Here is a 13373-nt window from a genome sequence, read left to right as displayed (position 1 = left end):
TATATTTTACTGTAAAAATGATACACTTAATTATAAGTAGCCACACTAAGGAGAGTAAACAAATTATGACAGAATCAACTAAAAAAACATACAGCACAACATGGGGAGGACGCGACTTAACAATTGAGTACGGTGAAATGGCAAAGCAGGCAAGCGGTGCCGTTTTAGTACGTTACGGCGAGACAGTTGTTTTATCCACAGCGACTGGTTCCAAAGAGCCGAAAGATCTTCCATTCTTCCCACTGACTGTTGCTTATGAAGAAAAGTTATATGCAGCAGGTAAAATTCCCGGCGGTTTTAATAAAAGAGAAGGACGCCCGAGCGAAGAAGCAACACTGACAAGCCGTCTGATTGACAGACCGATCCGCCCGTTGTTCCCGGATGGATACAGACATGATGTTCAAGTGATATCAATGGTGCTTTCAGTAGATCCCGATGCATCACCACAGATGGCGGCAATGCTCGGATCTTCACTTGCACTTGGTGTCAGTGACATTCCGTTCCAGGGACCGATTGCCGGAGCGACAGTGGGATTAATCGACGGGGAATTTGTTTTAAATCCATCCGTTGAACAACTTGAAGCATCAGAACTGGAGCTTCAGGTTGCTGGTACGAAAGATGCTGTCAACATGGTTGAAGCAGGCGCGAAAGAAGTGACTGAAGAAACGATGCTGAAGGCGATTATGTTCGGCCATGAAGAAATTAAAAAAGTAGTCGAATTCCAGGAAGAAATCATTAAAGACGTTGAGCCTGTAAAGGCTGATGTGGTACTTAAGGAAGAAGATGCAGATTTTCATAAGGATCTCGTTGAAAAAGCAAAAGCAGCAGGGCTGTTTGAAGCTATTCAGGAACATGAGAAACAGGCACGTGATGAAAAAATTTCAGAGGCTAAAGATCAGGTCATTGCTACACTGGATGATGAAGCTGAAGATTATGAAGAAACACTTAAAGCAGTCAGTGAAATACTGAACAGCCTCGTTAAAGAAGAAGTACGCCGTTTAATTACTGATGAAAAAATCCGTCCTGACGGACGTGCGCCGGAACAAATCAGACCGCTTAACTCACAGGTTGGATTACTGCCTAGAACACACGGTTCAGGTTTATTTACGCGCGGTCAGACTCAGGCGCTGTCCGTTTGTACACTTGGTGCGCTCGGGGAACATCAGATTATCGATGGTCTCGGTACCGAAGAAGAAAAACGCTACATGCATCACTATAACTTCCCGCACTTCTCAGTAGGTGAAACCGGACCGATCCGCGGACCGGGGCGTCGTGAAATCGGACACGGTGCACTTGGTGAACGTGCTTTATTCCAGGTGATTCCGGATGCAGAACAATTCCCGTACACTATCCGTGTTGTATCAGAAGTCATTGAATCCAACGGTTCAACGTCACAGGCATCGATTTGTGGGTCGACACTTGCGTTAATGGATGCAGGTGTGCCGATTAAAGCACCGGTTGCAGGTATTGCGATGGGGCTTGTTAAAAAAGCAGAAAATTATACGATTCTTTCAGATATTCAAGGTATGGAAGATGCGCTCGGCGATATGGACTTTAAAGTGGCAGGTACAGAAAAAGGAATTACTGCAATTCAGATGGATATTAAAATTGACGGTCTGAGTGAAGATATTCTGCATGAAGCTCTGGAACAGGCGCGTGTCGGCCGTCTGCATATTCTTGATAATATGCTTGCGACAATCAGTGCACCGCGTGAAGAGCTCTCTAAATATGCACCTAAGGTTGAAGTGATGCACATTAAACCGGCTCAAATCCGTGATGTCATTGGACCGGGCGGTAAGAAAATTAATGAAATTATTGATGCGACAGGTGTCAAGCTTGATATTGAACAGGATGGTACTGTATTTATCGGGCACAGTGATCAGAATATGATTAATGAAGCGAAAAAATGGATTGAAGATATTACACGTGTGGCGGAAGTCGGACAAGTGTATATGGGTGAAGTAAAACGTATCGAAAAATTCGGCGCATTTGTACAGTTATTCCCGGGTAAAGATGCACTCGTTCATATTTCCCAGCTTGAAAACAAACGTGTAAATAAAGTAGAAGATGTTGTAAAAATGGGTGATCAATTCCTTGTTAAAGTAACGGAAATTGACAACCAGGGCAGAGTAAATGCATCAAGAAAGGTAATGTTAGAGTCAGATAAAGATAAAGGAGAGGCATAGAATGATATTTGATTATGTCCAGTTAAATAGTAAAGAATATGATACTTCGGGCCAGTTAAGAATTAAAGACGATAACGAAGTGAAAATTATTTTTGAAGATATGATGCTTGGAAATGAATTAAAAGATCTATTGTCAAAAGGTGATGAAGTTTCAGAATTAGTCATAAAAAATTCTGATGAAACACGCTACGTTACAAAAAATGTATCTGTGTCCCATGTGACTATTGACGGTAAGTATTACCATGCCACTTTTAAGTAGATTTAGGAGGAAATAAGTTGAATTCAGCAGAAAAAAATAATGTGAATGTGAAAATCATTCCACTTGGCGGTGTTGGTGAAATTGCCAAAAATATGTACGTCGTCGAAGTCGATGAGGAGATGTTCATTTTAGATGCTGGTCTGATGTTTCCGGAAGATGAAATGCTCGGGATTGATGTTGTTATCCCGGATATTTCATACGTTCTGGAAAATAAGAAGCGTTTAAAAGGAATCTTTTTAAGCCATGGTCATGAGGACTCGATTGGTGCACTTCCGTATATCATAGAGGAATTAAATGTTCCGGTATACGGTTCAAAACTGACACTTGCTCTTGTTAAAGAACGTTTGAAAGAGAAAGGTGTCAGAAAGAAAGTTAAGTTTTATACAATCAACAGCGAGTCACGTATGAAATTTAAACATGTGGAAATGGTATTTTTTGAAACCAGCCACAGTATTCCGGATTCATATGGTGTGAGTCTCGAAACAAAATACGGTTCCATTGTCTATACAGGGGAATTTAAATTTGATCAGAGTTTAACCGGAGATTACGGTTATAATATGAAAAAAATGTATGAAATTGCAGAAAAAAATGTTCTGGCATTAATCAGTGACTCAACAGAAGCGGAGAAACGCGGTTATAATACTGCCGAAAATGTCGTTGAAGAACATATTCTGGATGAATTTTATAAGGCAAAAGGACGTATTATTGTATCATGCTATGCGTCTAACTTCGTCAGAATTCAACAGGTGTTGAATAATGCTGTAAAAGCCAAGCGTAAAGTGTCTTTCCTTGGAAGAACACTTGAAAGCTCATTTAAAGTGGCAAGAAACTTAGGCTATTTTGATATTCCGGAAGGTCTTCTTGTACCGAGTCATGAAATCGGTAAATATCCGGACAACGAAATTGTAATTATAGCAACCGGGTCCCAAGGGGAACCGATTGAAGCTCTAAGCACGATGTCACAGGGCAGTCATTCAGTGACAAATATTAAAGAAGGTGATGTAGTCTACATTTTAACGACACCTTCATCCAATATGGAAGTCATTCTTTACAGCACGCTTAATGAACTGGTAAAAGCAGGTGCGAAAGTGTTAACACCTGAACAGAACAGTCATGCATCCGGTCATGGTTTGAGTGAAGAACTTAAAATGATGCTGAATGTAATGAAGCCGAGCTACTTTATCCCTGTACAGGGTGAATTTAAAATGCAGATTGCCCATGCACGTCTTGCGACTGAAACAGGTGTACTTCCTGAAAATATCTTTTTACTTGAAAAAGGCGACGTTGTGTCCTATGACGGTAAAGAGATGGTCAGTGCAGAGAAAGTGGCAGCGGGCAACGTGTTGATTGACGGCAGCGGTGTCGGTGATGTCGGCAATATTGTGCTTCGTGACAGACGTTTACTCAGTGAAGATGGAATCTTTATCGTGGTCATTTCAATTGACCCGAAGAAAAGACAGATTGTTGCGGGACCTGAATTACAGTCACGCGGATTTGTTTATGTGAAAAAGAGTGAAGAACTTTTAAATGATGCATCCGACAGAGTGACGGATATCGTTAATGATGCACTGGGCAGTAAGAAAATTGAGTGGAGTACACTTAAGCAGAGTATCCGTGATGATTTAGGGAAATACTTGTACGACAGTACGAAGCGGCGCCCAATGATTATCCCTATCATATCTGAAATATAAAGTGCATGAGACTGTCGGGTTAAGGCAGTCTCATTATCAATTGAAGGGGGAATTTGTATGGCGGCAAAACCAAGGAAGAGTACAAGAAAAACGACAAAGCGCAAAACGCCTCAGAATAACCGTACCTATTATTCAATTACTGCATTCCTATTAGTTCTGTTAACGGTTATTGCGGTGTTTCAGCTTGGCGTTATCGGAGAATATATTGACAGTTTCTTTGCATACTTTGTCGGACTCAGCCGGTATTTCACTTATGTGGTTATTGTTTTACTCAGTGTGTATTTAGCGACAGAGCAGAGAATTCCATTTACTAAACGTATGGGCGGTTATCTGCTGCTTCAGTTTGGTCTCTTGTTTTTATTCCACTCTATTTTATATATTACTGAGCGGTCAAGAATTGAATCGTTCTATACATTTGATGAAATCCTAAATACAATACGGACATCGGGTGAGAGCGGATTTTTCGGCGGTGGAATTATCGGCCAGGCACTGTTCAGTTTCTCATCAACAGGTGTTTCTCTTTTCGGCACACTGCTTCTCAGTGTGATATTCATATACTTCAGTTATTTGCTGATTGCAGGAAAAAGTATAGAAGAATCATTGTCTACAGATTTTTCGCATATGGTGAAATTTGTGAAAGGTGCAGCTTCCGGACTTGTGAAGATTACAGGAAGTGCATTCAGCCGTTTAAAAACACTATACAGCAGTTTATTTGACGGCAGCAGTGAAAATAAAAAGTCTGTGAAGGAAAAACCGAAAAAAGCACCGAAAAAGAAGGCGGAATCAAAAGAATCTTCAACTGCAGCTGTCGATGCACCGAAGGAATTTGAAGATTTAACACCGGATGAAACGATTATAGAAGATATGTACTCATATGATGAACCGGAACTTAAAGAAGAGAAGCCTGCATCATCGAATAAAAAAGCAGCTAAAACGACTGCCAAAGTAAAAGAAAATGACACTAACGGCATGCAGATTGATACTGAGGAAGAGAAGCCTCAGGAAATTCAATATGAAACAGATGATCTCGATCAGACGCAGTCGGATAATACCGGCAGCAGCTCTGTAGATGTTCTGGACGATGAAGAGATTGCACAGTTGAAAGAATATAAGCTGCCATCGATACAAATGCTTAAAGATGCCGAAGTATCCGAGAAAATGAGTAATAAAGAGGTACTTAAACAGGGGCGTGTACTTGAGGAAACATTGAAAAATTTCGGTGTGAATGCCAAAGTTTCAAAAATCCGTATCGGCCCTGCGGTAACACAGTTTGAAATCCAACCGGACATCGGTGTCAAAGTCAGCAAAATCATCAATCTTCAAAATGATATTGCACTGAGTCTTGCAGCAAAAGACATTCGTATTGAAGCACCGATACCTGGTAAATCTGCAGTGGGTATTGAAGTGCCGAATTCAGTTGTCAGCATGGTCACGCTCCGGGAAGTATTAAAGAGAAAGCAGACAGACAATCCGCTTGAAGTGGTGCTTGGAAAAGATATATCAGGGGCACCGATTACAGCTGAACTCAATAAAATGCCCCATCTGCTTGTTGCCGGGTCAACAGGAAGCGGTAAATCTGTGTGTATTAACGGTATTATTACCAGTCTTTTGATGAATGCGAAGCCGCATGAAGTCAAATTGATGATGATTGATCCGAAAATGGTGGAATTGAATGTATACAATGGTATTCCACATCTGTTATCGCCTGTGGTGACCAACCCGCAGAAAGCGAGTGACGCGTTAAACAGAATCGTCAGTGAAATGGAGCGGCGGTATGATTTATTCTCACACTCAGGAACGCGTAATATTGAAGCTTACAACCAATACTTGGAAAGAGAAGCGGATGAACCTGAAAAAGTGCAGAAACTTCCTTACATTGTCGTTATAGTGGATGAGCTTGCGGACTTAATGATGGTCGCTTCAAAAGATGTAGAGGCATCAATCACACGTATTGCACAGATGGCACGTGCAGCAGGAATTCACTTAATCATCGCGACACAGCGTCCGTCGGTTGATGTTATCACCGGGATTATTAAGGCGAATATTCCGTCAAGAATTGCTTTCAGTGTGAGTTCTCAAACCGATTCAAGAACAATTATCGACGGACAGGGTGCTGAAAAACTTCTGGGTAAAGGGGATATGTTATTCCTTCCGTCCGGCCGTTCAAAACCAATCAGGGTTCAGGGCGCATTTTTATCAGACAATGAAGTCTATGATGTTGTTGACTTTATTACCAGTCAGATGAAAGCCAATTATGAGAAATCAATTATGAATAAGGCACCTGAAAAAGAAAGTGTAGAATCTGAAGATGAGCTGTATCCGGATGCGAAATGGTTCGTCATAGAAGAACAGCGTGCAAGTGCCTCATTACTGCAGAGACAGTTCAGAATCGGTTATAACCGTGCGGCAAGGCTTGTTGATGACCTCGAGGCAAACGGTGTCATCGGACCGTCGAGCGGCAGTAAACCGCGGACAGTACTCATTGAAAATCAAGAATAAGGAGTCTTTTGATGTATACAGTAGAGCAACATGAATTAAATAATATACCGGTTGTACTGGTGCAGACAGAACAGTTCAAAACAATTACATTACGTGTACAATTTAGAAGCAGACTCGACAGGGAACGTCTGACGCTTCGGAACTTATTAAGCCGAATGATGGTCAAACGTACGAGTCGTTTTAAAACAGAAAGTGAGCTGCTCGAATATTTAGCGCATCACTACGGTGCACATTTGACATCGACTGTAACGAAAAAAGGGAAAGACCACCTGGTGACATTCAGTGTTGAGTTTGTGAATTCCAAATTTGTAAAAGAAGATTTGAATATTTTAAAAGCGATGACAGAGGTATTGAATGATGCCCTGTCGGCGCCTTCAAAATACACAGAGGAAGATGAAACATTTTTCCTGCGTGAACGCCGGCTGTATGAGAACCGTTTAAAGTCGATGAAGGACAATCGTGCACAGAAAAGTTTTGAAGCACTGCTCAATGAAATGTTCAAGGATGAGGATTATAAGTATTTATCCCATGGTGTCCTTGAAGATATTGAGGGTATCACAATGGAGGATTTGAAACACGAACATCAGAGAATGCTTGAGGAAGACGAAGTGGTGATTTCTGCTGTCGGTAATTTTGATAATGATATTACAGAAGAATTGCAGAATATTTTAAAACGCAGTGCCCCGGTGTCATTATCATATGAATCATACCCGTTTAAAGAGACGGGTGAAGTAACACATAAGACAGATGTTCAGAAAATTGAACAGGCAAAATTGAATCTCGGTTTCCGGGCGGATATTAACGGGCCTTATGAACGTATGGCTTTTAATGTATTAAACCAGATGTTCGGCGGAACGGCCTCAAGCTTTTTATTCCGTAATATCCGGGAAGAAAAAAGTCTTGCGTACCAGATTCATTCCCAGGTAGATATGAAAAATGGTTATTTATTTGTATTAGGCGGTGTCGATGCAGGGAAAGTACAGATCACAGAGGATGCGGTACTTGAAGAGCTGGCAAGACTTAAAGACGGGGATTTTGAAGAAGAATTTGTAAATGAAATTAAGAACATGATGAAAATCAGCCGTGAAGAAATTAAAGATCAGCCGAAATCACTTCTGACGCTGGTATATAACCAGCTGCTTCTGCCGGAAGATGCACCGTCATGGGAAACTTGTATTGACAAGGTGGATAAAACACTCGTTTCTGAAGTTGCAGGAAAGATTAAGCTTGATACAGTCTATACTTTAACAGGAGAGTCTTAATATGATTTTACATGAGTATAAAACAATTGATGAAAAAGTGTATCAGGAGACACTTGATAATGGTCTCGATGTCTTTATTATTAATAAGCCAGGCTACAATAAAAAATTTGTCACATACACTACAAAATACGGCTCACTGGATGATCAGTTTACTGCGAACGGTGTCTCCCATAAAGTACCGGACGGAATTGCCCATTTTCTTGAGCATAAAATGTTTGAGAAAGAAGACGGTGATGTGTTTAATCTGTTTTCAAAAAACGGTGCGAATGCAAATGCATTTACGTCATTTGACAGAACATCTTATTTGTTCAGTACGACAGAGCAGTTCTATCCAAACTTAAAATTGCTGATGGATATGGTGGAACAGCCGTATTTTACAGATGAGACAGTTGCACGGGAAGTTGGTATTATCAATGAAGAAATTAAGATGTATCAGGATAATCCCGGGTACAGATTATATTTCGAAACGCTGAATGCAATGTATCAGAACCTTCCTGTAAAAATCGATATTGCAGGTACACTTGATTCGATCAGTGAAATTACAAAAGAACATCTTTTCCTCTGTCATGAAACATTTTATCATCCGTCCAACATGGTCTTAATCATGGTCGGGGATTATAATGTGGAAGAGGTAATCGGCTACGTTAAAGAACATCAGTCAAAACGTGAAATTTCTGATGAAATGGCTATTGAGCGGCTGCTTCCTGAGGAACCGCGTGAAGTCAATACAAGGAAAAAAGTACTTGAACTTGATGTGAATGAAACGAAAGTGATGCTCGGCTTCAAGCACCATCAGGATCTCGAGGATCCTGATGACAGACTAAAGCGCGATATCAGCATGATGTTTGCACTCGATATGCTGTTCGGGGAACAGTCAGAGTATTATTATGAAATGCTGAACAGCCGGCTGATTGATGATTCCTTTAATTTCAGTCACCAGGAGGAGACTCAGTTTTCCCATGTACTGATGACAACGAACACAGATGCACCGGATGCATTCAAAGACCGGATACTGGAGATTATTGAAGAAGCGAAACATAATAATACCATTACTAAAGAACGCCTGGATAATCAAAAACGTGAAGTTATCGGTGACTTTTTATCCAGTTTGAACTCTCCTGAATATATAGCGAATCAATATACAAAGTATCACCTGGACGGTTATGATTTATATCAGCTGCCGGAAATTATTGAAGATATTACACTTGAGGAAGTAAAGTTCCATGTGTTTGATGTACTGAATAAAGACTATCTAGTAGAATGTCTTGTGAAGCCTTATGAATAAATATGTGATTGTCGGCGCCACCGGAGATATTGGTCAGAGTATTCATAAAGCATTGTCTAAAGACAGTGTCATTACTATTTCCAAATCCAGAATGCCTGAATATGAAAGTGAACATCATTTTCTGGATGTGTCAAAGGCTGTGACAGAAGAAGAAGTGCATGAGCTGTTTAAAAACACGGATACGATTGACGGTTTAATCTGGGCACCGGGAATTACATTATTTAAGATGCTTGAGGATACTGAACTTTCTGAAGTAGATACACAGTATCATATCAGTATCCGTTCACTCATCGTGTTTATAAAAGTACTGCTCCCTAAACTAAAACAGTCGAAACATGGTAGAATAGTGGTAATCAGTTCGGTATGGGGACGCGTGGGTGCAAGTTTTGAAAGTATTTACAGTGCGATGAAGGGGGCGGAAGAGTCCCTTGTTAAATCACTCGCAAAAGAGCTTGCCGGTACAAGTGTGACTGTCAATGCGGTTGCCCCGGGAGTGGTCCGGGGTAAAATGACAGATGAACTCGGCAGCAGTGATCTTGAGTATCTGCTTGATGAACTGCCGCAGCACCGCATGATTGAACCGGACGAAATAACACATTCAGTGTTATACTTGCTAAATAAGAACGCCTCAAGTGTCACAGGTGAAATTCTCAACATTAACGGGGGTTGGTATACGTGAAAGAAGGCAGTGATCTTCATCCGGAAAGAAATATAGAACAGTATCTGGAATATGAGAATTTAGTCAGCCGTCCGGGACTCCTCGGAGATATTTCTTCACTTCTTGGAAACCTCGGCATTAGTATCAATACAATTAACGGTGTTGAAAAAAGCAGGCGGGGTCTGATTTTAAGGACGGATAATATCAATAAACTGCGCCGGTTTATATATATCAGCCAGTATGTTGATGACATTAATATTATGAAAGTCAGAACGCCCCAGGTCAGAGACCGTCTTGCTGTAAGGCACGGCCGTTTTATTAAGCGTGATGAAGGGGATAAGAAAGTGTTCCGCTTTACACGAAACGAGATTGGTATTTTAGTCGATTTTCTTGCAGAAATATTCTCGGAAAAAGGACACCGTTTAATCGGGGTGCGCGGCATGCCGCGTGTCGGAAAGACGGAATCCATAGTTGCCGGGAGTGTTACCGCAAAGAAGAAATGGCTCTTTTTATCAAGTACGCTGATTAAACAGACGCTTAGAACAAGTCTGTTAAAGGGTGAGTACGATGAAAAAAATGTGTTTATTATTGACGGTGCGGTGACAACCAATTCAACAAGTCAGGCACATAAGGAATTGATCAGGGAAATTATGACTTTCCCAGCGATAAAGGTAGTGGAGCATCCGGATTTGTTTATTGAGGGAATGCATTACACGCTGAATGATTTTGATTATATTATTGAACTTCGTGAAACAGAAGATCAGGAAATTACCTATGAAAAGCATAAGAAGAAGCATTGGTTCCAGAATGAGGACATGGACTTCTTTGGCGGATTTTAAGGAGGTACCATGAAACTCGGACCTTATTTAAGAGATAAACGTGAAAAAGAAGGAATTACTTTAAAAGAGATGCAGGAGAAATCCGGTATCCGGAAAGAAATTATTAAAACCTTGGAGAAGGGTGATTTCACTCAGCTGCCGAAACCAAGGTACGCACCGCTTTTAATTGATAAATACTGTAAGGTTCTCCGCCTGGACAGTGAAGCATTAATTGAACGGTTCAGTGAAGACTTTACATATGAACGAGAGTCTTCCAATAAAAAACGCACCCAGACGGATAATGAAGATTTCCAGTATTTAAAGAAAGTTTTCATCAGTTTTTTTGTCATGATACTGGTATTGTTTGTTGTCTGGATGGTACTTCTGCAGATTGGCTCTGAAGCAGATGTATTTGAACGGAAGCCGATTTATGAAACTGCAGATGTTGAAGTTGATGAAGAAGCTTCAGAACCTGAAGAGGAAGCGGATGCTGCAGGAGAAGGGGAAGAAGAATCATCAGAACCGGAACCTGAAGAAGAAGCACCTCAGACAGTGATTGATTTTGCCGGTCTGAACGATAATGTTCTGACTTATAATGTGACAACCAGTGAAGCATTGACACTTTCACTGGATGGTACCAATTCATGGGTGAGTATTACTGATGATATCGGCAACACATATGCTTATGAAGAATTAGAATCAGGTGAGTTTGAAATTGATTCTGAAGCAGGTGAAGTATACGTGACGCTCGGCAATGCCCAGGAGTTTGATGTATCCGTAAACGGTGAACTGCTTGAGAATAATCAGACAGACGGATCAATTACAGTTTATTATCAATTCAATATAGAAACGGAGTAATCATATGAATATCCCAAATCAGTTAACAGTTTTCAGAGTGGTGCTGATTCCGGTATTTCTGGTGTTTGCACTTGCTGATTTCGGTTTCGGCACAGTTTCATTTTTAGGCGGACACGTCATTTTAATAGAACAGCTGATATCCGGCATTATTTTTGTTGTGGCAGCTCTAACAGACTTCCTGGACGGCTATCTTGCAAGAAAATGGAATTTGATTACGAACATGGGGAAATTCCTTGATCCCCTTGCAGATAAACTGCTTGTTACTGCGGGATTAATCGTTCTTGTCGAGTGGCATACGATTTCTTCCTGGATTGCAGTCGTCATTATTGCGAGGGAATTTGCAGTGACTGGACTCAGACTGCTTCAAATAGAGCAGGGTTTCGTCAGTGCCGCAGGACAGCTCGGAAAAATAAAAACCACGTTTCAGATGCTGGCACTTGTGTTTTTATTGTTTGGTGACTTGTTTACCACATATCTTCCGTTCTCACTCGGCATGATATTTATGTATATTGCAGTTTTCTTTACTATTTTGTCAGGCATTGAGTATTTTTATAAAGGCAGAGATGTCTTTCTGGCGGATAAAGAAAAATAAAACTGCACTTAATTTAATAGAGTTATTCAAATTCCGGGAAGTCAAACACCTGGAATTTTATTTTCGTAATAAGAAATTTAAATTCGACATCATTTCATACGAATATATGTTCGCTTTTTTGTTTTATTCGTGATATACTGATTTCGGATAAGAAATATTGGAGGGTTATTATGGACGAAAGACAAAAAGCATTAGATACAGTGATTAAAAATATGGAGAAGTCTTTTGGTAAAGGTTCAGTGATGAAACTCGGTGAAGAGACTGCACGTAAAGTGTCAACAATTTCAAGCGGGTCAATTACTTTGGATAATGCGCTGGGTGCAGGAGGATATCCTAAAGGAAGAATCATTGAAATATATGGTCCTGAGTCCTCCGGTAAAACTACCGTTGCACTTCATGCGATTGCAGAAGTACAAAAAAACGGCGGCATCGCAGCATTCATCGATGCAGAGCATGCGCTTGATCCCGTATATGCGAAAAACCTGGGTGTAGACATTGATAATTTATATCTGTCACAGCCGGACCACGGGGAACAGGGTCTTGAAATTGCGGAAGCATTTGTACGAAGCGGTGCAGTGGATATGGTTGTTGTTGACTCAGTAGCGGCATTGACACCGAAAGCAGAGATTGAAGGCGAAATGGGAGATACCCATGTCGGACTTCAGGCAAGACTGATGTCACAGGCTCTAAGAAAATTGTCCGGTGCGATTTCTAAAAGTAACACGACTGCCATCTTCATCAACCAGATTCGTGAAAAAGTCGGTGTAATGTTCGGTAACCCGGAAGTAACACCTGGAGGGCGTGCACTGAAGTTCTACAGCTCAATCCGCCTTGAAGTCCGTCGTTCAGAACAGCTGAAACTCGGGCAGGAGATTGTCGGTAACCGTACAAAGATTAAAGTAGTGAAAAATAAAATCGCTCCGCCGTTCAGAGTAGCAGAAGTAGATATGATGTACGGTAAAGGAATATCCAGAACCGGTGAAGTGATTGATCTCGGATCCGAATATGATATCATTCAAAAGAGCGGCGCATGGTACTCATATAATGGTGAGAGACTCGGGCAGGGTAAAGAAAACGTGAAAGTTTACCTGGAAGAGAATCCAGAGGTATTTAATGAAATCAATCAAAAGCTTCGTAATGAACTTGGAATCGGTGAAAAATCCGACGAAGATGTAGAAGAAGATTCCGTAGCTGATGAGAACAGCCTCTTTGATACAAACGAATAATATAAATTTTCAGGCACCGGTTCATAATTTGATGACACT

Annotated in this window: 11 protein-coding genes; all 11 read left to right on the top strand. The window is 40.9% G+C overall.

The window, feature by feature from the left end:
• The first annotated feature begins 65 nt into the window (after positions 1 to 65).
• The 11 genes from pnp to recA all read left to right on the top strand — a co-directional run bounded on the left by pnp (position 66) and on the right by recA (position 13334).
• A complete protein-coding gene (gene pnp, locus ACFSX4_RS04545) occupies positions 66 to 2186 on the top strand; it encodes a polyribonucleotide nucleotidyltransferase (protein WP_377771990.1) in 2121 nt (706 codons plus the stop codon).
• Position 2187: 1 nt separating this feature from the next.
• A complete protein-coding gene (locus ACFSX4_RS04540; RefSeq protein WP_377771988.1) occupies positions 2188 to 2445 on the top strand; it encodes a hypothetical protein in 258 nt (85 codons plus the stop codon).
• A 17-nt stretch (positions 2446 to 2462) separates the two neighbouring features.
• The gene (locus ACFSX4_RS04535; protein ID WP_377771986.1) at positions 2463 to 4136 is read left to right on the top strand and encodes a ribonuclease J; all 1674 of its coding nucleotides are present in this window, start codon (positions 2463 to 2465) and stop codon (positions 4134 to 4136) included.
• A gap of 57 nt (positions 4137 to 4193) precedes the next feature.
• The gene (locus ACFSX4_RS04530; protein ID WP_377771984.1) at positions 4194 to 6635 is read left to right on the top strand and encodes a DNA translocase FtsK; all 2442 of its coding nucleotides are present in this window, start codon (positions 4194 to 4196) and stop codon (positions 6633 to 6635) included.
• 11 nt (positions 6636 to 6646) lie between these two features.
• On the top strand, positions 6647 to 7897 hold the full coding sequence (yfmF, locus tag ACFSX4_RS04525; protein WP_377771982.1) for an EF-P 5-aminopentanol modification-associated protein YfmF: 1251 nt from the start codon (positions 6647 to 6649) through the stop codon (positions 7895 to 7897).
• A 1-nt stretch (position 7898) separates the two neighbouring features.
• Positions 7899 to 9182, top strand: a complete 1284-nt coding sequence (yfmH, locus tag ACFSX4_RS04520; RefSeq protein ID WP_377771980.1) for an EF-P 5-aminopentanol modification-associated protein YfmH — start codon at positions 7899 to 7901, stop codon at positions 9180 to 9182.
• Positions 9175 to 9861 carry an SDR family NAD(P)-dependent oxidoreductase gene (locus tag ACFSX4_RS04515; protein WP_377771978.1) on the top strand — a complete coding sequence of 229 codons (687 nt, stop codon included), beginning with the start codon at positions 9175 to 9177 and terminating at the stop codon, positions 9859 to 9861. Before yfmH ends, ACFSX4_RS04515 begins: the two co-directional genes overlap by 8 nt.
• Positions 9858 to 10679 (top strand): DUF3388 domain-containing protein, encoded by an 822-nt coding sequence (locus ACFSX4_RS04510; protein WP_377771976.1) that lies wholly within the window; start codon positions 9858 to 9860, stop codon positions 10677 to 10679. Before ACFSX4_RS04515 ends, ACFSX4_RS04510 begins: the two co-directional genes overlap by 4 nt.
• A gap of 9 nt (positions 10680 to 10688) precedes the next feature.
• Complete coding sequence (locus ACFSX4_RS04505; RefSeq protein ID WP_377771974.1) at positions 10689 to 11516, top strand: helix-turn-helix domain-containing protein; 828 nt, start codon at positions 10689 to 10691, stop codon at positions 11514 to 11516.
• Between the two features lie 4 nt (positions 11517 to 11520).
• Entirely contained in the window at positions 11521 to 12108 is a 588-nt protein-coding gene (gene pgsA, locus ACFSX4_RS04500) for a CDP-diacylglycerol--glycerol-3-phosphate 3-phosphatidyltransferase (protein ID WP_377771973.1), read from the top strand.
• Positions 12109 to 12278: 170 nt separating this feature from the next.
• A complete protein-coding gene (recA, locus tag ACFSX4_RS04495; protein ID WP_377771971.1) occupies positions 12279 to 13334 on the top strand; it encodes a recombinase RecA in 1056 nt (351 codons plus the stop codon).
• Positions 13335 to 13373 lie beyond the last annotated feature (39 nt).

The sequence above is a fragment of the Corticicoccus populi genome (assembly GCF_042686195.1).
GTDB lineage: Bacteria > Bacillota > Bacilli > Staphylococcales > Salinicoccaceae > Corticicoccus > Corticicoccus populi.
The sequence above is the reverse complement of the archived record's forward strand: the minus strand, read 5'-3'. Positions and strand labels throughout refer to the sequence as shown.